This window comes from Streptomyces sp. NBC_01571 (assembly GCF_026339875.1).
Lineage (GTDB): Bacteria > Actinomycetota > Actinomycetes > Streptomycetales > Streptomycetaceae > Streptomyces.
The window spans coordinates 2,553,232-2,575,444 of the sequence record NZ_JAPEPZ010000001.1 but is presented as its reverse complement, the minus strand read 5'-3'; the positions used below and the strand labels follow the sequence as shown (position 1 = coordinate 2,575,444).

Sequence of the window (22,213 nt, the reverse complement as noted above, 5' to 3'; positions counted from 1 at the left end):
CTCACAGCTCGAACGACTCGTGGTGGATACGGCGGTCGGGGACCCCGGCCGCGCGCAGCGCGCCGTACAGGGCCCTGGCCATGGCGGGCGGACCGCACAGATAGACGTCATGCCCGGTGAGGTCGGGCACGGCCTCCCGCAGGGAATCGGCGGTGAATCTCGGACGTGTCCCGTCTGCGCCGTTGACCGCGTACAGGACGCGCGCCCCACGCCACTGCGCTATCGCCTCCAGCTCGGCGCCGAGCGCGAGGTCCTCGGCCGTGCTCGCCCGGTAGAGCAGCGTTACATCGCCGGGCCCGCCGGGCAGCGTCTCGAACAGGGCGCGCAGCGGCGTGATGCCGACGCCGCCGGCGATCAGCAGCGCCTTGCGTCCGGTGTGCCGATCGGCGGTCAGCGCGCCGTAGGGGCCTTCCGCCCACACCCGGGTGCCGGGCCGCAGCAGCCCCACGGCGGCACTGTGGTCGCCGAGCGCCTTCACGGTGATCCGCATCAGGTCGGGGCGCGGCGGGGCCGAGAGCGAGTACGGCGTCGAGGTCCACCTCATCCCGGCGGAGAGGAACCGCCAGCGGAAGAACTGCCCTGCCTGAGCGTTCAGCTCGTCCAGCCGTTCCCCGCGTACGACGATGGAGAAGACGCCGGGCGCCTCGCGGTGCACGTCCTCCACGCGCAGCTTGTGGCGCAGGTTGAGCCGTACCGGGGTGAGCAGCCGGAACCGGACGACCAGGGCGGCCGTGCCCAGGTAGAGCACGTACCAGGCGGCCTGGGCGGCGGTGTTGCCGACGAAGTCCGAGCCCAGCGCGAGCTGGTGGAAGAAGGTGAGGAACACGGCCACGTACGTCAGCAGGTGCAGGTAGTACCAGAACTCGTGGCTGATCCGGCGGCGGGCCGTGCGCGCCGAGGTGATCCCGACGGCGAAGAGGATGACGGTGCCGGTCGTGGCCTTGAGCATGTCCGGGTAGTCGAACACCATGCTCAGCGTCTCGTGCACGATGCTCGCCCCGTCCTGGGCGGCGTACCCGAAGAGGATCAGCGTGACATGCGCCACCAGCAGGCTGACCGTGTACCGGCCGGCCATGGCGTGCCAGCGGGCCACCCGGTCCGAGCCGACCCGCCGCTCGAGGAGCGGTACCCGGGCCATCAGCGCGACGAGGACCGCGCAGGTGTAGCCGCAGAGCAGCCCCGCGATCCGGCCGGCGTCGGTCAGCCACCCGGCAAGGCCCACCACCGACTGCGTGTCGTACCACCACAAGGCGACGACCGCCCCGGCACCGCCCCACAGCAGGGCCAGCAGGGGCCCGGCGGGCGAGCGGCGCGGTCGTCTGCGTCCGCGTGACGGGCGAGGAACCGCTGTCCGCTCGTACACCGTGGTCATATGTCCGTCCTTCCGGCTGTCCGGGAGGAAACTGTGCTTCGGTAACTTCTGAGTAGCCTCTGAATGGGCGCCCCCGACGCGGATTCACAGGTAACGGAGAGCGGCCCAGGCGGCTCACTCAGAGGAAACTCAGAGGCGGGAGGGGTGCTGCCACCTCCGGTGAGGGGCGATCCTGGAAGACGACATGATGAACACTCCCCGCTCACGAGGCACCGGCCTGCCCGCGCTCACCCGGCCCGACGGCACCCCGGTCCGGGTCCTGGTCGTCGACGACGACCCGGACCTGGCCGAGGTCCTCTCCGGTGCCCTGCGCTACGAGGGCTGGGAGGTACGGACGGCGGCCGACGGCGCCTCGGCCCTCACCGAGGCGCGCGAGCTGATGCCCGACGCCGTCGTCCTCGACGTGATGCTCCCGGACACCGACGGCTTCGCCGTACTGCGCACCCTGCACACCGTGCGGCCCGAGGTCTGTGTGCTCTTCCTCACCGCGCGGGACGCCGTCGAGGACCGTGTCGCGGGCATCACGGCGGGCGGCGACGACTACGTGACCAAGCCGTTCAGCCTGGAAGAGGTCGTCGCCCGGCTGCGCGGACTGCTGCGCCGCGCGGGCATGGCCCGGCAGCTCGACGAGGGCCCGCGCCTGATCGTCGGCGACCTCGTCATGGACGAGGAGGCCCGTGAGGTGACGCGTGGCGGCGGGCTGATCGAGCTGTCACCGACCGAGTTCGAGCTGCTGCGCTTCCTGATGCGCAATCCGCGCCGGGTGCTCAGCAAGCCGCAGATCCTCGACCGCGTCTGGTCGTACGACTTCGGCGGCCAGGCCCATGTGGTGGAGCTGTACATCTCCTATCTGCGCAAGAAGGTGGACGCGGGCCGTGAACCGATGATCCACACCGTGCGGGGCGCCGGATACGTGCTCAAACCGGCGGCGGGCGGATGAGCGTGCGGTGGGGAAGCGCGCGGTGGGGGAGCGCGGTGCGACGGGGGCGGTCGGGAGCGCGGGCCCTCGTCCGTGGGGTCCCGTTCCCCCGGACGATACGGGCGCGGCTGACGGCGGGGCTGCTGGTGCTGCTCGCCGTCGGCTGCGCGGCCGTCGGCGTGGCCGCCGTGTACGAGCTGAACGGCTTCCTCACCGGCCGTGTCGACCAGCAGCTGCGGGACGTGGGGCCGCGCTTCCCGGCGAGCCTGGAGCACGGGGGGAAGGTGGTGGAGTCGGACCATGACGGGGACGAGAACGGCGACACCCGTCGGCAGAGCACCGGCACCTTCGGCGCCCGGCTGGTCGGCACGGACGTCAGCAACGCGGCGGTCGTCCGCCCCGGCGACGACACGACCAATCTCTATGTGAAGGTGACCCCCGCCGACCGCCGGACCCTGGCGGCCGTCCCGGAGAACGGCCTCGGCCACACCGTCTGTCTGTCCGCGCTCGGCGACTACCGCGTGATGGCGGTCCGGGGCCGGGACGGCGACGTCCTGATCACCGGGCTGCCGATGGAGCCGGTCCGGGCCGCCGTCCACCGCCTGGAACTGGTCGCGGGCTGCGTCTTCGGCGTGGCCCTCGTCGTCGCCGGAGTCGCCGGCGCCCTGTGGGTGCGCTGGTCGCTGCGCCCGCTGAACCGGGTGGCCGCGACCGCGACCCGGGTCAGCGAGCTCCCGCTCGCCAGCGGCGAGGTCGCGTTGCCGGCGCGGGTGCCCGAACCCGATCCGCGCAGCGAGGTGGGCCGGGTCGCCGGTGCGGTGAACCGGATGCTCGGTCATGTCGAGGACGCGCTGACCAAGCGGCATGCGAGCGAGGAAAGGCTGCGCAGCTTCGCCGCCGACGCCAGCCACGAGCTGCGCACGCCGGTCGCGTCGGTGCGGGGTCACGCCGAGCTGGCCCTGCTGCACCCGGGTCCGGTGCCGCCGGAGGTCACCCGCGCCCTGGAACGCATCGCCGCGGAGTCGGCGCGGATGGGCGAGATGGTCGACGACCTGCTCCTGCTCGCCCGCCTCGACGCGGGGCGCCCCCTGGAACGCCTCCCCGTCGACCTCACCCACCTCGTCCTGGACTCGGTCACGGACGCGCGGGCGGCCGGTCCCGGCCACCGCTGGACGCTGGAACTCCCGGAGGAACCGGTGACGGTGACGGGGGACGCCCACCGACTCCAACAGGTGTTGGCCAACCTGTTGGCCAACGCGCGTCTGCATACGCCCGTCGGCACCGAGGTCAGGGTGCGTCTGGAGACCGACGGCACCGGGCCCGTGCTGACGGTCCATGACAACGGGCCGGGAGTCACGGAGGACGTCCGGCCCCGCGTCTTCGAGCGGTTCACCCGGGCCGACCGCCGTCGTGCGGGGGGCGGGGGCGGGGGCGGCGGCGCGGGGCTGGGCCTGTCGATCGTGGCCGCGGTGGTGGAGTCGCACGGTGGCACGGTCGCGCTGGAGAGCCGGCCAGGGGCGACGACGTTCACGGTCCGGCTCGGCGCCCGCTGAGGTGCGCCGAGGGGAATGCGGTACCCGCTGTCTCCCCGGCGGTCAGTACCTCGTGATCGCGGTCGCTCCGCCGTCCGTTCCGATCGCGATGTGGGGCGCTCGCGAGGGATCGACCCAGGAGAGGATCCGCCGCATGGCGTCCACCGGCACCGACACACAGCCGGCGGTCGCCCCGCGCCCGTCGACATGGAGGAAGATGCCGGCGCCGCGACCCCGTACCGGCTTGTCGTAGTTGAAGCCGACGACGAGGGCGTACGCGTACTGGGGGTCGTACGTGATCAGCTGCTCGGACTCGGTGGCGCGGCAGTCGGCGGGGCGGGGCTCGGTCCAGCGGTTGTAGGAGCGGGACCCGATGTCCTCGCACCACCAGGACTCCTGGCGCACCCGGCGGTAGGGGGCCCGGGTGCCGTCCGGCGCCTTGCGGATGCCGAACGCGTACGGGAGGGCGTACAGCCCCGTGGGTGTCGTGTTCGTGCTCTGTCTGCGTGAGCCGCCCTCGACCAGCCCCCTGGCCCCGAAACGCGCCACCGCGGATCCGGCCTTCACCCAGTGCCCGTCGCGCCGGTCCCACCAGGTGAGCGTGCCCGACGTCGCGTCGGCGCGCGGCGCCCGCGCCGTGATCAGCTGGCTGCCGCCGCCGGTGTCCGCGAGCTGCCCGGGGAGCGGTGGCGGCCCGTTCGGGGCGAGGGCGAGAAGGGACGCGGACGCGAGGGCGACGGCTCCGAGGCGCATGGCTCAGACGGTAGTGGGCGGCAGCGGGAGCGGCAGCCCGGGTAGGCCGTCCAGGCTGGTCGCGATGTGCTCCTTCTTGGTGAAGTAGGTGTTCAGCGAGGTGTCGTCCTCGCGGGCGAAGCGTTGGGCGTGCAGGTCGCGGTCCTCGTCGTACGACATGAAGGGCACCGCGTAGCCGCAGGTGTCACGGACGAGTTCGGCCGTCACGACGATGATCGCGCGCAGGCCGTGCGGGGTGGGGTCGACGCCGGGGAAGTGCGTGAGCAGTTCCTTGAAGCGGGGGTCGTCACGGAAGACGGGCTCGCCGTGACCGTGCACCCGGACGATGTTGGGCGGCCCCTGGAAGGCGCACCACATGAGGGTGATCCTGCCGTTCTCCCGCAGATGCGCGATGGTCTCCGCGTTGCTGCCGGCGAAGTCGAGGTAGGCCACGGTCCGTTCGTCGAGCACGGCGAACGAACCGGTGATGCCCTTGGGGGAGAGGTTGATCGTGCCGTCCGTGGACAGCGGTGCGGTCGCGGTGAAGAAGAGGGGCTGGGCCTCGATGAACGTGCGCAGCCGGCCGTCGATGCGTTCGTAGGTCTTTCCCATGTCTAACGATTATTGAGCAAGATCCTTCGCCTGTCTAAGGAATTCCTCCGGCGTGTCCGGTCCGGGGCGCTCCGGCCCCCGATGGGTGGGTCCTGATTGACGAATCATGCGGACTACTGCATACTCATGCATACCAGCGGATGCACTGCGAAGGAGAATCCCGTGACCGAGCGCGTCGTACTCGCCTACTCCGGCGGTCTGGACACCTCCGTCGCCATCGGCTGGATCGCCGAGGAGACGGGCGCCGAGGTCGTCGCCGTCGCCGTGGACGTCGGCCAGGGCGGCGAGGACCTGGACGTCATCCGCAAGCGCGCGCTCGCCTGCGGTGCCGTCGAGGCCGAGGTCGCGGACGCGAAGGACGAGTTCGCCGACGAGTACTGCCTCCCGGCGATCAAGGCCAACGCCCTCTACATGGACCGCTATCCGCTGGTCTCCGCGCTCTCCCGGCCGACGATCGTCAAGCACCTCGTCGCGGCCGCGCGGAAACACGGTGCCACCACGGTCGCCCACGGCTGCACCGGCAAGGGCAACGACCAGGTGCGGTTCGAGGCCGGCATCGTCGCCCTCGCCCCCGACCTCAAGTGCATCGCCCCGGTCCGCGACTGCGCGATGACCCGCGAAAAGGCGATCGCCTTCTGCGAGGCGAAGCGGCTCCCGATCGCCACCACCAAGAAGTCCCCGTACTCCATCGACCAGAACGTGTTCGGCCGGGCCGTCGAGACGGGCTTCCTCGAGGACATCTGGAACGCGCCGATCGAGGACATCTACGAGTACACCGCGAACCCGGCCGAGCCCCGCGAGGCCGACGAGGTCGTCATCTCCTTCAAGGCGGGTGTTCCGGTCGCCGTCGACGGCAGGCCCGTCAGCGTCCTGCAGGCCATCCAGCTGCTCAACGAGCGGGCCGGCGGGCAGGGGATCGGCCGGATCGACATGGTCGAGGACCGGCTCGTGGGCATCAAGTCCCGCGAGGTGTACGAGGCTCCGGGCGCGATCGCGCTGATCACCGCGCACCAGGAGCTGGAGAACGTCACGGTGGAGCGCGAACTGGCCCGCTACAAGCGGCAGGTCGAGCAGCGCTGGGGCGAACTCGTCTACGACGGCCAGTGGTTCTCCCCGCTCAAGCGCGCTCTGGACGGCTTCATCGACGAGGCCAACCAGCAGGTCGACGGCGACATCCGGATGACCCTCCACGGCGGCCGCGCGGTCGTCACCGGCCGGCGTTCCGACACCTCGCTCTACGATTTCGACCTGGCGACCTACGACACGGGCGACACCTTCGACCAGGCGGCCGCCAAGGGCTTCATCGACATCTACAGTCTGTCGTCGAAGATCGCCGCCAAGCGCGACCTGGGGTGACACCGAGGACCACCCCGCACGCACCAGCCTGACGGCCGCCTCCTCACGTTCCTGGGTGCGGAGGCGTCCGCACACCGCCATCTTTGAGGAGCAACGCAAGTGAGCAGCAACAGCGGTGACGTACGGCTCTGGGGCGGCCGTTTCGCCGACGGTCCCGCCGAGGCCCTGGCCAAGCTGTCCGCGTCCGTCCACTTCGACTGGCGGCTCGCGCCCTACGACATCGCCGGATCGCGTGCCCACGCGCGCGTGCTGCACAGGGCGGACCTCCTCACGGACGACGAGCTGACCCGGATGCTCGACGGCCTGGACCGGCTCGAAGCCGATGTGGCGGACGGTTCCTTCGTCGGCACCATCGCCGACGAGGACGTCCACACCGCCCTGGAACGCGGCCTGTTGGAGCGCCTCGGCCCCGACCTCGGCGGCAAGCTGCGCGCGGGCCGCTCCCGCAACGACCAGGTGGCGACCCTCTTCCGGATGTACCTGCGCGACCACGCACGGATCATCGGCGGGCTGGTCGCCGATCTCCAGGACGCGCTGATCGGCCTCGCCGAGGCCCACCCGGACGTCGCGATGCCCGGCCGCACCCACCTCCAGCACGCGCAGCCCGTGCTCTTCGCGCACCACGTCCTCGCACACGTCCAGTCGCTGTCCCGGGACGCCGAGCGCCTGCGGCAGTGGGACGAGCGCACGGCCGTCTCGCCGTACGGGTCGGGCGCGCTGGCCGGTTCCTCCCTCGGCCTCGACCCGGAGTCGGTCGCCAAGGACCTCGGCTTCGAGCACGGCTCGGTCGCGAACTCGATCGACGGCACGGCGTCCCGCGACTTCGTCGCCGAGTTCGCCTTCATCACCGCGATGATCGGTGTGAACCTCTCCCGGATCGCCGAAGAGGTCATCATCTGGAACACGAAGGAGTTCTCCTTCGTCACGCTCCACGACGCGTTCTCCACCGGCTCGTCGATCATGCCGCAGAAGAAGAACCCGGACATCGCGGAGCTGGCGCGCGGCAAGTCGGGGCGCCTCATCGGCAACCTGACGGGCCTGATGGCCACGCTCAAGGCGCTGCCCCTCGCGTACAACCGCGACCTCCAGGAGGACAAGGAGCCGGTCTTCGACTCCTGCGACCAACTGGAGGTCCTGCTCCCCGCGTTCACCGGCATGATGGCCACCCTCACCGTCCACCGCGAGCGGATGGAGGAGCTGGCCCCGGCCGGCTTCTCGCTCGCCACCGACATCGCCGAGTGGCTGGTGAGGCAGGGCGTGCCGTTCCGTGTCGCGCACGAGGTCGCGGGCGAGTGCGTGAAGGTCGCCGAGGCCGAGGGCATCGAACTCGACGGTCTGAGCGACGAGCAGTTCGCGAAGATCTCCCCGCACCTGACGCCCGAGGTGCGGTCAGTCCTGAACGTGCCGGGCGCGCTCGCCTCCCGCGACGGCCGTGGCGGTACGGCGCCGAGCGCGGTCGCCGTGCAGCTCGCGGAGATCAGGTCCGACGTGACCGCCCAGCACACCTGGGCCACGGCGAAGCAGAGGAAGTAACGCCGGCCGGGAGCGGTCGGCGCCGGACGCGAGGCGACCCCCGGTCGAGAACAGACAACGCCGGGCAAGTGCGAGCGACACCGGGCGGGCCCGGGCGGTTTCGGACAGGAAGTGGCCGCGCCGGGCTGAAGAGGCAGCGGGTCCGGTGGGACAGGGGCGTCGCGGGTTACGTTGGTCGGAAGCCGTACGGAGCCGATCGAAACGGAGCCCGCGATGCCCTTCGCCCGCCTCGCCTCAGCCACGACTCCCACCGCGCACATCGGGCTCGGCCTGGCCGCAGTGGGCCGCCCCGGCTACATCAACCTCGGCCGTGAGGACGACCTCCCGGCCGTACGCAGTGTCGACGCCCTGCGCGAGCGCACCCGCGAACTCCTCGACGCCGCCTACGCCCAGGGCGTGCGCTACTACGACGTGGCCCGCTCGTACGGCCGCTCCGAGGAGTTCCTCGCCGACTGGCTCCGCTCCCGTCCCGACGCCGACGACGTCGTGATCGGCAGCAAGTGGGGCTACACGTACACGGCGGACTGGCGCACCGACGCCGAGGCGCACGAGGTCAAGGACCACGGCCTCGCCACCTACGAGCGGCAGCGCGCCGAGACCGCGGAGCTGCTCGGTGACCGGCTCGACCTCTACCAGATCCACTCGGTGACCCCGGACAGCCCCGCCCTCACCGACCGGAAGCTGCACGCCGAGCTCGCCGAAGCCGCGGCCGGGGGCCTCTCCATCGGTTTCTCCACGAGCGGGCCGGCGCAGGCCGACGCGATCCGCGCCGCGCTCGCCGTGTCGGTCGACGGCGCGCCCCTGTTCCGTACCGTCCAGTCCACGTACAACGTCCTGGAGACCTCGGCCGCGCCCGCGCTCGCCGAGGCGCACGACGCCGGACTCACGGTGATCGTCAAGGAGGCCATGGCCAACGGCCGCCTCGCCACCGGGCACGCGCCGGACGCGGTCGCCGCCGTGGCCGCGCAGACGGGGCTGGGCGCGGACGCCGTCTCCCTCGCCTTCGTCCTGTGCCGGCCCTGGGCCGGAGTCGTCCTCTCCGGCGCGGCCACCGCCAACCAGCTCGCCTCGAACCTGCACGCCGCGGTCGTCGATCTCGACGAGGACCAGTTGGCCCGCCTCGACGCCCTCGCCGAGGAGCCGCGGGCCTACTGGGACGGTCGCGCTCAGCTGCCCTGGCACTGACCACCCGGCGAGCACGGCGCGCGTGAGACGTGCACGCCCCTAATGAGACACAGATGTCTCACATGGGTTATCCTTGTCTCATGGCTGTCGACCGTGACCACGTGCTGCGCAGCGCAGCCGCCCTCCTCACCCGCAGATCCACCGCAACCATGGACGAGGTGGCCAGGGCGGCCGGGATCAGCAGGGCCACGCTGCACCGCCAGTTCGCCGGACGCGACGCGCTCGTGCGGGCGCTGGAGGCGCTCGGCATCGACGAGTGCGAGGCGGCCCTGGACGCCGCCCGCCTCGACGACGGCACCGCGCAGGAGGCGCTGCGCCGGCTGGTGAACGAGCTGGAGAAGGCCGCCGGACTCCTCGCCTTCCTCTACACCGAGAACCAGCTGTTCGAGGGCGAGGGGCAGAACGAGGGCTGGGCCCGGCTCGACGCCCGTATCGCCGCGCTGTTCCGGCGCGGCCAGGACAGCGGCGAATTCCGCATCGACCTCACCCCCGCCTGGCTCACCGAGGCGCTCTACGGGCTGATCGCCTCGGGCGCCTGGGCGGTGCTGGAGGGGCGGGTCGCCACCAAGGACTTCACCTTCATGATCGTCGAGCTGCTGCTCGGCGGCGCGCTACGGAGAGAGTGATCATGACCAGCACCCTGCGGCACGGGGGTGTCCCCGGCTCGGAGGAAGCCGGGAAGGCGGGGGAGTACACGGCGGAGGCGGAGAAGCGACCGGGCCGCTGGCTCGCGCTCTCGGTCCTCGTTCTCGCCGTGCTGCTGGTGGCCGTCGACGCGACCGTGCTCGGTCTCGCGACCCCTTACATCAGCGAGGACCTGGAGCCGTCCGGCACCCAGCTCCTGTGGATCGGCGACGTCTACTCCTTCGTCATCGCCGGTCTGCTCGTCTCCATGGGCAGCCTCGGCGACCGCATCGGACGCAAGCGGCTGCTGCTGATCGGCGCCACCGCGTTCGGCGCGATATCCGTGCTCAACGCCTACGCCACGACACCGGAGTTGATGATCCTGGCGCGGGCGCTGCTCGGTGTCGCGGGCGCGACCCTGATGCCCGCCACGCTCGCCCTGATCCGCAACCTCTTCCACGACCCGCGCGAGCGCAGCCTCGCCATCGGCATCTGGGGCGCCACGGCGTCCGCCGGTACGGCCGTCGGTCCCGTGGTCGGCGGCTTCCTGCTCGAACACTTCTGGTGGGGCTCGGTCTTCCTGATCAACGTGCCCGTGATGCTCGTCCTCGTGCCCGTCGGCATCAAGCTGTTGCCCGAGTCGCGCAACCCGCACCCCGGCCCCTGGGACCTGGCCAGCGTCGCGCTCTCGCTCGTCGGCATGATCGGCATCGTGTACGCGGTGAAGGAACTGGCCATGCACGGGTTCGCCTGGCAGCCGGTGGCCGTGGGCCTGCTGGGCGCCGGGGCCCTGTACGGGTTCGTACGGCGCCAGCTCGGCATGCCGATACCGCTGCTGGACATGCGGCTGTTCCGCAACCGGGGCTTCTCGGCGGCCGTGGCAGCCGACCTGCTGACCGTCTTCGGGATGTCCGGGCTCGTCTTCTTCCTCTCGCAGTATCTGCAACTGGTGCAGGGCAGGGGGCCGTTCGAGGCGGGTCTGGCCGAGCTGCCCGCCGCCGTCGGCGCGGTGGGGGCGGGCCTGGTCGCGGGCTCGGCCGCCCGGCGGTACTCGGTGCGTGCCGTGGTCTCCGGCGGACTCGCCGCGGTCGGTCTCGCGCTCGCCGCGCTCACCGTGCTGAGCCAGTCCACCGGCTACTCGTTGCTCGGTACCGCGCTGCTGGCGGTCGGCGTCGGCGCGGGCTTCTCGTTCACGGTCACCGCCGACGTGATCCTCTCCAGCGTGCCCAAGGAGCAGGCCGGCGCGGCCTCCGCGGTCTCCGAGACGGCGTACGAACTCGGTGCCGCCCTCGGCATCGCCCTGCTGGGCTCCGTCGTCACGGGTGTGTACGCGGGATTCACCGGGCCGGCGGGCACCCCGGCCGGGGCTCACGAGTCCCTCGGCGGCGCGGTGGAGGCGGCCGCGACGCTTCCCGCCCACACCTCACAGGCCCTGCTGGACGCGGCCCGTACGTCCTTCGTCGAGGGCCTGGCCTTCGCCTCGGGCCTCGGAGCGGTGGTACTGCTCGCCACGGCGGCAGCGGCATGGTTCCTGCTGAAGGGACAGAAGTTGGAGACCGGGGTCTAGGACGACGGGGGCCGGAACGGCCGGGTCCAGAAACGACGCGATCCACAACGACGCGGTCCACAACGACAGCAGGCGACGCTCACCCGGGTGAACGTCGCCTGTCGCGGCGCCGGCGGAGGATCCTTCGCCGGCCGGTTGCCCGAGCGCCTACGCGGCCTTCGCCTTCGTGGCGTACATGTCCACGTACTCCTGGCCCGACAGCCGCATGACCTCGGTCATCACCGAGTCGGTCACCGCGCGCAGGACATAGCGGTCACGGTCCATGCCCTCGTACCGGGAGAACTCCATGGCCTCGCCGAAGCGGACCGTGACCCGGCCGGGACGCGGCATCCCGGCACCGCCGGGCTGCAGCTTGTCGGTGCCGATCATCGCGAACGGGACGACCGGCGCGCCGGTCATCAGGGTGAGGCGGGCGATGCCGGTACGGCCCCGGTACAGACGGCCGTCGGGGGAGCGGGTGCCCTCCGGGTAGATGCCGAAGACCTTGCCCTCCTCCAGGATGCGACGGCCGGTCATCAGCGCCGCGACACCGCCGTTGGCGCCGTCGCGGTCGACCGGGATCATGCCGACGCCGGTGAAGAACCAGGCCATGAGCCGGCCCTTGAACCCCTTGCCGGTGACGTACTCGTCCTTGCCGATGAAGAGCACCTGCCGGTCGCAGACCAGGGGCAGGATCATCGAGTCGATGAACGTGAGGTGGTTGCCGGCCAGGATGACAGGACCGTCGCCCGGGATGTGCTCCACGCCCTCCACCCGTGGGCGGAACATCAGGCGCATGATCGGTCCGAGCACTGCCTTGATGAGCACGAAGCGGGACAACGGGCCCTCCGGTGTCAAGGGATTCGGTATGAGTCTGTGCAGGTGAGGACGATACTCGCGGGTCCCGGGTGATTGCACATCGGGTTCACCGTCCGGATACGCAGTGTTGACCAATGTTTACCTGCCGTGGCCTGCGGACGAGCACGTGTCACCCGTTCGACACGATGTGACGGAAGTCGCCCCCGGACGGCGCAAGGCTCCCCCGTTCGCCACCCTCGTCCGACGATCCGTCACCACCCGCCTCCCGGACGACATCGGGCGGAGCCCAGGTGTTCCGCCGCGGGTCTCCCTCCCGTCACACAGGGGCCCCTACGATCGACCCGCTTTGACAGGTGCAGGGCGGGTACGCAGAGGAGTGCACATGGGGACGCAGGAGTCGCAGGAGTCGAACGGGCAGGACCGCGGCACGGGGCGGCGGGCACTGCTCGGAGCCGCCGTGCTCGGTGCGGGCGGAGCGGTCCTCGGACTGTCCGGCGCGGCGCGAGCCGACGAGCGTCACGGGGGCGGTCACGGCGGCGGGTACCGGAGTCTGCCGAAGCCGACCGTGATCGGACACCGCGGGGTCAGCGGCTACCGGCCCGAACACACCTTCGGCTCCTATCAGCTGGCCCTCGACATGGGGGCCGACGTCGTCGAGGCCGGCGACCTGGTCCCCACCAAGGACGGTCACCGCGTCTGCCGGCACGAGCCCGAAATCGGCGGAACGACCGATGTGTCGGCGCACCCGGAGTTCGCCGGCCGCAAGACCACCAAGACCCTCGACGGCGTCCCCACCACCGGCTGGTTCACGGAGGACTTCACGCTCGCCGAGCTGAAGACCCTGCGGGCCGTCGAGCGCATCCCCGGCAACCGGCCGAACAACACCCTGTACAACGGCCGCTGGGAGATACCCACCTTCGAAGAGGTGCTCCACTGGCAGGACGAGCAGACCCGCAAGCGCGGCAAGCAGGTCTGGATCTACCCCGAGACCAAGCACCCCACCTACTTCCGGGCGCTCGGTCTGGGCCTCGAGGAGCGCCTCGCCAAGGTGCTGCGCAAGCACGGCAAGGACGGGAAGAACGCGCCCGTCATCATCCAGTCCTTCGAACCGACCAGCATCCAGCGTCTCGACAAGCTCGTCGACAACCCGCTCGTCGTCCTGCTCTCCGCCGCGAACACCCGTCCCTGGGACTTCGTCGCGACCGGGGACCCGCGCACGGTCGCGGACCTCGTCAAGCCCGCGGGCCTGAAGTGGATGGCCTCGTACGCCCAGGGCATCGGCCCCACGCTCGACCTGGTCATCCCCAAGGACGCGAACGGCGCCCTCGCCACGCCGACCACCCTGGTCGCCGACGCGCACCGCGCCGGCCTGATCCTTCACCCGTACACCATGCGCAACGAGAACGTCTTCCTGCCCGCCGACTTCCGCCGCGGCACCGACCCGAACGCCTACGGCGACGCGTTCGGCGCCTTCCGGACCTACTTCGCCACCGGCATCGACGGCGTCTTCTCCGACAACGCGGACACCGCGCTGCTCGCCCGCGAGGACTTCGTCAACGGATGACCCCGTCGCCCCGATGGGGTGAGACCCGGCCGCCCCGGCAACCTTCCGCCGGGGCGGCCGCGTCCCGCCGCACATGACCCACGAGATGGTTTCCGCGCTGCGTCCCCTGCTCGCCGCCGAGGCCTCGGCGGAGGCGCACGCGACCGGGACCGAGCAGAGCGACCTCGAACAGGCCGTCTGGCTGCGCCTCCTGGAGCGCCTCGACTCGGCCGGCCCACCCACCGACCCGCACGGATGGCTGCGCCGCGCGGTGCGCTCCGAGGCCCGCCGCGCCCGCCGCACGGCCCGCCGGGAACAGCCGTACGGCTCCGAACCCGCCGACCCGGGCGGGGCCGGTCCCGAGCAGCGCGCGATGACCGCCGACTCCCGCCGCGCCCTGCACGACGCCGTTCGCAGGCTGCCCGGCCGCTGCCCGCGCCTCATGGCGGCGCTGCTCTCCCCACAGGACCTCACCTACCGCGAGATCGCAGGTGAGTTGGGTATCTCACAGGGCAGCCTCGGTCCGGAACGTTCCAGATGCCTGGGATGTCTGCGGAGATTGCTGGCACCGGTGGTTGCGGCCCGCTGACCGCGGGGATAGGAGTGGGGGACAACCGGTGGAACAAGTGAGCGGGAGGCATGCACACATGGGCATGAGTGTGACCATCTCGGGGGCGACCGAGCAGGACGCAGAGCAGATCCTCAAGCTGCAGTACCTCTGCTACCAGAGCGAGGCGGAGCTCTCCGGCGACTACGGCATCGAGCCGCTCACGCAGCCGCTCGACTCCCTCAGGGCGGAGCTGGCGGACGGTACGGTCCTGGTGGCCCGGCTGGGTCAGGAGGTGGTGGCCTCGGTCCGCGGAACCGTGGACCCCGACGGCACGGCCCGGATCAACAAGCTCATCGTCCACCCGCGCATGCAGCGCCACGGGATCGGCGCCCGGCTCCTGCGCGCCGCCGAAGCGGCCCTCGTGGGAGAGCACGGCGCCAAGAGGATCCAGCTCCACACCGGCCAGCGCGGCGGTGGCAACCTGCGGCTGTACCGAAGCGTGGGCTACGAGACGGTCGGCACGTCGCAGGGCGACGACGGCGTCACCGTGATCGTTCTGGAGAAGCCCGCGGAGACCTACGCGACGACGGCGTGACCACCCCCGCCCGGCGGACGCGGCACGACAGGCCGCCGGGGGACGCGTGACCGGCGGCCGGTGGCCCGCACCTCCCGCCGGCCCGCGGCCGGACTACCGGCTCCCCGCGGAGCGCCCGCGCAGCCAGTACATGGCCGACAGCGGCAGCAGCACCGGAATGAACAGGTACCCCATGCCGTAGTCCGACCACACGGTGGCGTCGGGGAAGGCGGACGGCTCGACCAGCGTCCAGGTACCCACGATCAGGACACCCGCGAGCTCGGCGGCGCAGCACACCAGCGCCGCCCTGCGGGCCTTCTCGCCGCCCCGGACGAGCGAGTACGTGATGAAGCCGTAGACGAGGCCCGCGACCGCCGACAGCGAGTAGGCGAGCGGGGCCTTGTCGAACTCCGTCGAGATCTGCACGGCGGAGCGCGACACGGCGCCGACGACCATCACGCCGTACAGCCAGACCAGCAGCATGCCCGGACCGCTGATGAGCCGCGTCCGCTTCTGCCCGGTCGCTTCTTCCCCGGTCACGGTGACCTCGGCCTTCGTCACGTCAGCCTCCCCAGATGTCGTACAGGCGCACTTCGAGGACGGCGAGCACCACGCCGCCGGCCGCCACCGTGACCGAACCCCAGCGGGTGCGCTCCGCCAGCGACATGAAGGCCACGGCCGGTACGCACGCGAAGGCTCCGAGCAGATAGGCGACGAAGATCGTCGTGCCCTGCTCCGCCTTCTCGCCGCGTACCAGCTGGACGATGCCGATCACCAGCTGGACCGCGGCCAGCAGCGACACCACGGCCATGCCGATGAAGTGCCAGTCCTTGGTGGGCTGATCACGGTAGGCGGCCCAGCCGCACCAGGCGGCGAGCGCGAGCGCGGCGACGGCGGTCGCGACCGTCAGGGCATCAAGCATGCCGTGACCCTATTACGGGCCAAAAGGCCCGATGCCCTTGCCCCCGGCCGCGCCGTAGGGTCGGGGGCATGAAGATCCACGCTGACGCCCTGCTGTTCGACAACGACGGAACCCTCGTCTCGTCCCTGGAGTCGGTGAACCGCTGCTGGACCCGCTGGGCGCGGGAGTACGGCATCACCGCCGAGGACTTCGCCCGGATCGAACTGCACGGCCGCCCCGCGGTCGAGATAGCCGCCGACCTGCTGCCCGCCGACGTCGTCCCCGAGGCCCTCGCGCGCATCGAGCAGTTGGAGGTCGAGGACGTGCCGGGCGGCGTCCTGCTGCTGCCCGGAACCGCCGCGTTCCTCGGCTCGCTGCCCGCCGAGCGCTGGGCCGTCGTCACCTCCGCCACCCGGCGGCTGGCCGAGGCCCGGCTCGACGAGGCCGGCATCCGGCCCAAGACCCTGATCTCCGCCGACGACGTCACCCGCGGCAAGCCCGACCCGGAGCCCTACCTTCTCGCCGCCCGTGAGCTGGGTGTCGACCCGGCCCGCTGTGTCGTCTTCGAGGACGCTCCGGCCGGCCTCCAGGCGGGCCGCGCCGCCGGTATGACCACCGTGGCGTTGGCCACAACCCACGCGGCGTCCGAGCTGGTCGCGGACCTGGTGGTGAAGGACCTCTCGGCCCTGTCCGCACTGGTCACACACGGGGGAGTGGAGATCTCCGTCCGCGGCTGAGAAGTGTCCACCGCTGTCCACGATGCGGACAGCGGTTCCGGGCCGAGCCACCGCGTCTGCTTTACTTCACTCCATGACCACGACGAGCAGCCGCACCCTTGCGACCGAGGCGACCATGACGCCCGGTGCTCGCTGTATGTGTCGAATGTGCGCCTTCTAGAGGGCCCCCGCACCACCGCCTGATCCCGCGCCCCGAAGCGGGACCGCCGCGCCCTGAGTCCGTACCGCGTACGCGACAGGGGCTGCCCCGCGCACACGTTCTCCTCCCGGTTCCCTCCGGTTCCATCGCCATCGCCAGCGCGAGAACCGTGCCGCGTTCAAGACCGAATGCACCCGTGCCGGAGCACACCCACGCCCTGCACTCGACAGTGACGGAAACCCCAGTGATCACGACAACGGGCCTCACCAAGGTCTACCGCTCGCGCGGCCGAGAAGTGACCGCCCTCGACGGCGTCGATCTGCATGTCCGCGAAGGCGAGGTGTACGGCGTCATCGGCCAGTCCGGCGCCGGCAAGTCCTCGCTCATCCGCTGCGTCAACCTCTTGGAACGCCCCACCGCCGGCACGGTCACCGTCGCCGGACAGGACCTCACCGCGCTCGTCGGACGCGGTCCGCGCGCCGGCAAGGAGCTCCGCCAGGCGCGCAGCCGTATCGGCATGGTCTTCCAGCACTTCAACCTGCTGTCCTCGCGGACCGTCCAGGAGAACGTCGAGCTGCCCCTCGAGATCCTCGGCATCTCCGGGAAGGAGCGTTCCGCCAAGGCGCTCGGTCTGCTCGACCTGGTCGGTCTGTCCGACAAGGCGAAGGTCTACCCCGCACAGCTCTCCGGCGGCCAGAAGCAGCGCGTCGGCATCGCCCGTGCCCTGGCCGGCGACCCCAAGGTGCTGCTCTCCGACGAGGCCACCAGCGCCCTCGACCCCGAGACCACCCGCTCCATCCTCCAGCTGATCCGCGACCTGAACCGGCAGCTGGGTCTGACCGTCCTGCTCATCACCCACGAGATGGACGTCGTCAAGACGGTCTGCGACTCGGCCGCGCTGATGGAGAACGGCCGCATCGTCGAGTCGGGCACGGTCGGTGAACTGCTCGCGACGCCCGGATCCGAGCTGGCCTCCGCGCTCTTCCCGGTCAGCGGCGACGCCTCCGGCGACGACCGCACGGTCATCGACGTCACCTTCCACGGAGAGGCCGCGACACAGCCCGTCATCTCGCAGCTCTCCCGCACCTACAACATCGACATCTCGATCCTCGGTGCCGCGATGGACACCGTCGGCGGCAAGCAGGTCGGCCGGATGCGCATCGAACTGCCCGGCCGCTACGACGAGAACGTCGTGCCGATCGGGTTCCTGCGCGAGCAGGGCCTGCAGATCGACATCCAGGGCCAGGAGCCCGCACTCGTGAAGGACGGTGCCAAGTGACCTGGTCGGAGATGCAGCCGCTGCTGTCCCAGGCGTGTTGGGACACGCTCTACATGGTCGGCTGGTCCACGCTGATCGCGGTCGTCGGGGGGCTGCCCCTCGGCCTCCTGCTCGTCCTCACCGACCGCGGCGGACTCCTGCAGAACATCGCCGCGAACAAGGTCATCGGGCAGGTCGTGAACATCGCCCGCTCGCTCCCGTTCATCATCCTGATGGTCGCGCTGATGAACTTCACGCGCACGATCACGGGAACGACGATCGGTCGCGAGGCGGCGATCGTGCCGCTCGCCATCGGTGCGATCCCGTTCTTCGCGCGGCTCGTCGAGACGGCCGTCCGCGAGGTGGACGGCGGCCTCGTCGAGGCCGTGCAGTCCATGGGCGGCAACACCTGGACCGTCGTGCGCAGGGTGCTCGTACCGGAGTCGCTGCCCTCGCTGATCTCCTCGGCGACCACCACCGTCGTCGCGCTCATCGGCTACTCGGCCATGGCGGGCACCGTCGGCGCCGGAGGCCTCGGCGACATCGCCATCCGCTATGGCTACCAGCGTTTCGAGACCGGACTGATGTGGATCACCGTGGCGATCCTCGCCGTGGTCATCTCCGTCATCCAGTTCGCCGGCGACTACGCCGCCCGCCGTCTGCACCGACGAGGCGGCCACTCCGGCGCCGCGCCGAAGCTCCGGCTGCTGAAGGCCGGGACGCCGACGACCGCGGAGGCCGGCGCCACCGCGGAGGCCGCCACCGCCGACGCCGGCAAGGCCGTCTGAGCCGGGCCGCCCGAACTCCTCACCCCCACCCGCATACCTCACCCCCACCCGCAGACTTCCCCGTCCCACCCGAACACGGGGACGCTCCACCCCTCAGGAAAGGCACTTTTCGTGCGTAACACTGCCAAGATCACCACCGCCGTCCTCGCCGCCGGAGCCCTCACCCTCGGCCTCTCCGCCTGCGGCTCGGACAAGGACTCCGCCTCCGACACGAGCGGCCCGCTGATCGTCGCCGCGAGCCCGACCCCGCACGCCGAGATCCTCAACTTCGTCAAGAAGAACCTGGCGAAGAAGGCGGGCCTCGACCTGGAGGTCAAGGAGTTCCAGGACTACATCGTCCCGAACACGGCGACCGAGGACGGCTCGGTGGACGCCAATTACTTCCAGAACCAGCCGTACCTGGACGACTTCAACAAGAAGCGCGGCACCCACATCGTGCCCGTCGTCACGGTGCACCTGGAGCCGCTCGGCCTCTACTCCCACAAGGTGAAGAGCGCCGACGCCCTGAAGAGCGGTGCGACCGTCGCGGTCCCGAACGACGCCGTCAACGAGGCGCGCGCCCTGAAGCTGCTCGCCTCCAAGGGGCTCATCACCCTCAAGGACGGCGCCGGCAACGAGGCGACCCCGCAGGACATCTCCAAGAACCCGAAGAACCTCAAGTTCAAGGAGGTCGAGGCGGCCCAGACCCCGCGCTCCCTGGACGACGTGGACGCGGCCGTCATCAACGGCAACTACGCCATATCCGCCGGCCTCAAGCCCGCCAAGGACGCCCTCGTCCTGGAGTCGGCGAAGAACAACCCGTACGGCAACTTCCTCGCCGTCAAGAAGGGCAACGAGAACGACCCGCGGGTGAAGAAGCTCGCCAAGCTCCTCACCTCGCCCGAGGTCAAGAAGTTCATCGAGGACAAGTACGCGGGCTCGGTCATCCCCTCGTTCTGATCCGTCCCGGCGCACCGTGCCGCCGCGCGGCGACCACAACCGCACCCGGTGGTCCTTCCCTGCTCCCCTTCGGGCAGTTGGGGGAGGACCCCGTGGTGCGGTTCGGTGCTTTCATGCTGCATGCTGGGCAGTTCAGCGGGCCCGCAGGTTCCGACGGCCCGAAGTCCCCGACGGTTACGGAGCGGCGCATGACTAGCACCTTCCCCGACATCTCCATCAGCACGGAGCGGTTGGTCCTGCGCGCGCTCGACGAGGACGACGTCCCCGCCCTGGCCGAAATGATGAACGACGAGCAGGTCGCGGCCTGGACCGACGTGCCCCAGCCCTTCACCGAGGACGGCGCCCGCACCTGGATCAGCGAGTACGCGCCCGCGGAACGCACCGCGGGCCGCGGCCTCGACCTCGCCGTCACCGAGTTCCTCACCCAGCGGCTGGTCGGCATCATTCAGCTCGGCAGGACGAACTGGCACATCCGCTCCACCGAACTCTCCTACGTCATCGCCCCCTGGGCCCGCGGCGAGGGCTACGCCTCCGAGGCGTCGCTCGCCACCGCCCAATGGCTGTTCAGGGAGCAGAAGTTCGAGCGCATCGAGGTGCGCACGGCGGCCGACAACACCGCCTCCCAGCAGGTCGCCCAGAAGATCGGCTGCATCAGCGAGGGTGTGCTGCGCAACGCGTGCATAGCGCACAGCCGCACCGAGGACGGCCGCTGGGTCGACCACCGCACCGACTTCATCGTCTGGAGCCTCCTCCCGGAGGATCTCGACGGCGTCGGCGAACAACTCGCCGACTCCAGCGGTTTCACGTCGTTCTCCGACTGGAACTGAAGACGCAACGGAACACATAACGGAACACGGGACGGATCGCACAACTGAACAGATGACTGAACACGAAGGCGACCCGGACCCGAACCCCGGGGGCTCCCGCTGCCGGAGCCGGGCAACCGCGCGCGCCCTTCGGAACCCCTCCCGCCCCGACCCACCGCTCCCCCCGACGGCACCGTTCACACCCGGTGGGACCCGCGCGCGGCCCCGTCGGGCAACGCCAGGTACCCTCACGGAGCCCACCCACGGGCTGCCCCTTGACGACCTGCGAAGACCCCCTGGAGACTGACGACGATGGCCGACCGGGTCACGGTGATCGGCTGGGACGGCTCCCCCCTGACCGCGGCGGCACGCTCCGCCCTCGGCGCGGCCACCCTGGTGGCCGGAGCGGCACACCATCTGACGCTCCCCGAGGTGCCCGGGGCCGCCGAGCGCATCCGGCTCGGCAGCGTCGCCCTCGCCGCCCGCCGCATCGCGGGCCACCGGGGCAGCGCCGTCGTCCTCGCCGACGGGGACCCCGGCTTCTTCGGCGTCGTACGCACCCTGCGCGCTCCCGAGTTCGGCCTCGAGGTCGAGGTCGTGCCCGCCGTTTCCTCGGTCGCCGCCGCCTTCGCCCGCGCCGGAATGCCCTGGGACGACGCACATGTGGTCGTGGCACACGGCCGCTCCCTGCGACGCGCGGTGAACGTATGCCGAGCGCATACCAAGGTGGCCGTCCTCACCTCACCCGGTGCGGGTCCCGCCGAGCTCGGCCTGCTCCTCGAAGGTGTCCACCGCACCTTCGTCATCTGCGAGGAACTCGGCACCGCGCGCGAGCGGGTCACGATCCTCACCTCCGACAAGGCCGCCGACCACACCTGGCGCGACCCCAACGTCGTCATCGTCATCGGCGGCTTCGTGGCCGCGGCCGAGGACGGCGGCTGGATCGCCGGACGCGACCCGGCCACCGAACCGCGCGGCTGGGCGCTGCCCGCCGAGGCGTACGGCGGCGCGCTCGGAGAAGGCGAAACGGATCTGCTGCGCGCCGCGCAACTCGCCCGCCTGGGTCCGCGCCTGGGGGACCTGGTGTGGGACATCGGCTCCGGCAGCGGTGCCTTCGCAACCGAGGCCGCGCGCACCGGCGCCGCGGTCCTCGCGGTCGACCGCGACCTGGTGGCCTGCACGCGCACCGAGGACTCCGCCCGCCGCTACGGCGTGCAGATGCAGATCGTGCACGGCGACGCCCCGCACGTCCTGGAGAACCTCCCCGAACCGGACGTCGTGCGGGTGGGTGGCGGGGGAGCGGACGTCGTCTCCGCGGTCGCCGACCGCCGTCCGCAGCGCATCGTGACGCACGCGGCGACCCGCGACGCGGCCGAACTCATCGGCCGCAACCTCACCGAGCACGGCTACCAGGTCGAGTGCGCCCTCATCCAGTCCGTCGAACTCGACACGAGGGCCTGGACGGAGACGGAGCGCAGCGTCGCGTTCCTGCTCACGGGCCGGCTTCCCGATCGCAACCCGTGATCCTGTTGTCGTACCGCGCGCGGTAGGCTGGCCGATCGTTGTACCGCTCCGGACGCTCGGCCTTTCGTAGGCCAATGTCCGGAAAACGCGCCCGTTTTGAGGCGAGTGTGGTACGGCAGAACCGGAGGACGCGCAACGTGGCGCAGTCCACAGCGGGCCGTCGCGGATCAAGCTGTCGCGAGGGTCGGACGACCGGGACAATGCCAGTTAATGGCTTTGTCGTC

The 22,213-nt window shown here is 71.0% G+C and carries 22 protein-coding genes; 16 read left to right on the top strand and 6 right to left on the bottom strand.

Annotation, left to right across the window (positions count from 1 at the left end; translation table 11 throughout):
- Window position 1: 1 nt before the first annotated feature.
- A complete protein-coding gene (locus OHB41_RS11610; protein WP_266697800.1) occupies window positions 2-1,372 on the bottom strand; it encodes a ferredoxin reductase family protein in 1,371 nt (456 codons plus the stop codon).
- Between the two features lie 187 nt (window positions 1,373-1,559).
- Here OHB41_RS11610 and OHB41_RS11605 point away from each other — a divergent pair, with 187 nt between their 5' ends.
- Both OHB41_RS11605 and OHB41_RS11600 read left to right on the top strand, forming a co-directional pair.
- The gene (locus tag OHB41_RS11605) at window positions 1,560-2,312 is read left to right on the top strand and encodes a response regulator transcription factor (RefSeq protein ID WP_266705785.1); all 753 of its coding nucleotides are present in this window, start codon (window positions 1,560-1,562) and stop codon (window positions 2,310-2,312) included.
- Entirely contained in the window at window positions 2,309-3,844 is a 1,536-nt protein-coding gene (locus OHB41_RS11600) for a sensor histidine kinase (protein WP_526024909.1), read from the top strand. The genes OHB41_RS11605 and OHB41_RS11600 overlap by 4 nt, the downstream gene beginning before the upstream one ends.
- Window positions 3,845-3,886: 42 nt before the next feature.
- On the opposite strand, the gene OHB41_RS11595 is transcribed toward OHB41_RS11600, so the two are convergent.
- Window positions 3,887-4,576 (bottom strand): L,D-transpeptidase family protein, encoded by a 690-nt coding sequence (locus OHB41_RS11595; protein WP_266697798.1) that lies wholly within the window; start codon window positions 4,574-4,576, stop codon window positions 3,887-3,889.
- 3 nt (window positions 4,577-4,579) lie between these two features.
- Window positions 4,580-5,167: a pyridoxamine 5'-phosphate oxidase family protein gene (locus OHB41_RS11590; protein ID WP_266697797.1), complete on the bottom strand. Its 588-nt coding sequence runs from the start codon at window positions 5,165-5,167 to the stop codon at window positions 4,580-4,582.
- 162 nt (window positions 5,168-5,329) lie between these two features.
- Here OHB41_RS11590 and OHB41_RS11585 point away from each other — a divergent pair, with 162 nt between their 5' ends.
- The 5 genes from OHB41_RS11585 (at window position 5,330) to OHB41_RS11565 (ending at window position 11,432) form a co-directional block, all read left to right on the top strand.
- Window positions 5,330-6,523, top strand: a complete 1,194-nt coding sequence (locus OHB41_RS11585; protein WP_266697795.1) for an argininosuccinate synthase — start codon at window positions 5,330-5,332, stop codon at window positions 6,521-6,523.
- A 99-nt stretch (window positions 6,524-6,622) separates the two neighbouring features.
- On the top strand, window positions 6,623-8,056 hold the full coding sequence (gene argH / locus OHB41_RS11580; RefSeq protein WP_266697794.1) for an argininosuccinate lyase: 1,434 nt from the start codon (window positions 6,623-6,625) through the stop codon (window positions 8,054-8,056).
- A 213-nt stretch (window positions 8,057-8,269) separates the two neighbouring features.
- Window positions 8,270-9,241, top strand: a complete 972-nt coding sequence (locus OHB41_RS11575; protein ID WP_266697792.1) for an aldo/keto reductase — start codon at window positions 8,270-8,272, stop codon at window positions 9,239-9,241.
- 80 nt (window positions 9,242-9,321) lie between these two features.
- Window positions 9,322-9,867 (top strand): TetR/AcrR family transcriptional regulator, encoded by a 546-nt coding sequence (locus OHB41_RS11570; RefSeq protein ID WP_266697790.1) that lies wholly within the window; start codon window positions 9,322-9,324, stop codon window positions 9,865-9,867.
- Window positions 9,868-9,869: 2 nt separating this feature from the next.
- Window positions 9,870-11,432, top strand: coding sequence for an MFS transporter (locus OHB41_RS11565; protein ID WP_266697788.1), 1,563 nt, complete (start codon window positions 9,870-9,872; stop codon window positions 11,430-11,432).
- Between the two features lie 147 nt (window positions 11,433-11,579).
- Here the strand turns inward: OHB41_RS11565 and OHB41_RS11560 are convergent, their stop codons facing one another.
- Window positions 11,580-12,269: a lysophospholipid acyltransferase family protein gene (locus OHB41_RS11560; RefSeq protein ID WP_266697787.1), complete on the bottom strand. Its 690-nt coding sequence runs from the start codon at window positions 12,267-12,269 to the stop codon at window positions 11,580-11,582.
- 343 nt (window positions 12,270-12,612) lie between these two features.
- Between OHB41_RS11560 and OHB41_RS11555 the strand changes: the two genes are divergently transcribed.
- From OHB41_RS11555 to OHB41_RS11545, 3 genes are all read left to right on the top strand, one after another.
- The gene (locus tag OHB41_RS11555; protein WP_266697785.1) at window positions 12,613-13,794 is read left to right on the top strand and encodes a glycerophosphodiester phosphodiesterase; all 1,182 of its coding nucleotides are present in this window, start codon (window positions 12,613-12,615) and stop codon (window positions 13,792-13,794) included.
- A 73-nt stretch (window positions 13,795-13,867) separates the two neighbouring features.
- Window positions 13,868-14,362, top strand: coding sequence for a sigma-70 family RNA polymerase sigma factor (locus tag OHB41_RS11550; RefSeq protein ID WP_266697784.1), 495 nt, complete (start codon window positions 13,868-13,870; stop codon window positions 14,360-14,362).
- A 58-nt stretch (window positions 14,363-14,420) separates the two neighbouring features.
- Window positions 14,421-14,918 (top strand): GNAT family N-acetyltransferase, encoded by a 498-nt coding sequence (locus OHB41_RS11545; RefSeq protein WP_266697782.1) that lies wholly within the window; start codon window positions 14,421-14,423, stop codon window positions 14,916-14,918.
- Between the two features lie 93 nt (window positions 14,919-15,011).
- Here the strand turns inward: OHB41_RS11545 and OHB41_RS11540 are convergent, their stop codons facing one another.
- Window positions 15,012-15,380 (bottom strand): hypothetical protein, encoded by a 369-nt coding sequence (locus OHB41_RS11540; RefSeq protein ID WP_266705783.1) that lies wholly within the window; start codon window positions 15,378-15,380, stop codon window positions 15,012-15,014.
- Between the two features lie 79 nt (window positions 15,381-15,459).
- On the bottom strand, window positions 15,460-15,819 hold the full coding sequence (locus OHB41_RS11535; RefSeq protein ID WP_266697781.1) for a hypothetical protein: 360 nt from the start codon (window positions 15,817-15,819) through the stop codon (window positions 15,460-15,462).
- A 68-nt stretch (window positions 15,820-15,887) separates the two neighbouring features.
- On the opposite strand from OHB41_RS11535, the gene OHB41_RS11530 reads away from it, so the two are divergent.
- The 6 genes from OHB41_RS11530 (at window position 15,888) to cbiE (ending at window position 21,989) form a co-directional block, all read left to right on the top strand.
- Window positions 15,888-16,535, top strand: coding sequence for an HAD family hydrolase (locus OHB41_RS11530; RefSeq protein ID WP_266697779.1), 648 nt, complete (start codon window positions 15,888-15,890; stop codon window positions 16,533-16,535).
- A gap of 383 nt (window positions 16,536-16,918) precedes the next feature.
- Entirely contained in the window at window positions 16,919-17,953 is a 1,035-nt protein-coding gene (locus OHB41_RS11525) for a methionine ABC transporter ATP-binding protein (RefSeq protein WP_266697778.1), read from the top strand.
- Window positions 17,950-18,720, top strand: coding sequence for a methionine ABC transporter permease (locus OHB41_RS11520; protein ID WP_266697776.1), 771 nt, complete (start codon window positions 17,950-17,952; stop codon window positions 18,718-18,720). Before OHB41_RS11525 ends, OHB41_RS11520 begins: the two co-directional genes overlap by 4 nt.
- Before the next feature lie 111 nt (window positions 18,721-18,831).
- A complete protein-coding gene (locus tag OHB41_RS11515; RefSeq protein WP_266697775.1) occupies window positions 18,832-19,659 on the top strand; it encodes a MetQ/NlpA family ABC transporter substrate-binding protein in 828 nt (275 codons plus the stop codon).
- 188 nt (window positions 19,660-19,847) lie between these two features.
- Complete coding sequence (locus tag OHB41_RS11510) at window positions 19,848-20,486, top strand: GNAT family N-acetyltransferase (protein ID WP_266697774.1); 639 nt, start codon at window positions 19,848-19,850, stop codon at window positions 20,484-20,486.
- Window positions 20,487-20,777: 291 nt separating this feature from the next.
- On the top strand, window positions 20,778-21,989 hold the full coding sequence (gene cbiE / locus OHB41_RS11505) for a precorrin-6y C5,15-methyltransferase (decarboxylating) subunit CbiE (protein ID WP_266697773.1): 1,212 nt from the start codon (window positions 20,778-20,780) through the stop codon (window positions 21,987-21,989).
- The last annotated feature ends 224 nt before the right edge of the window (window positions 21,990-22,213 follow it).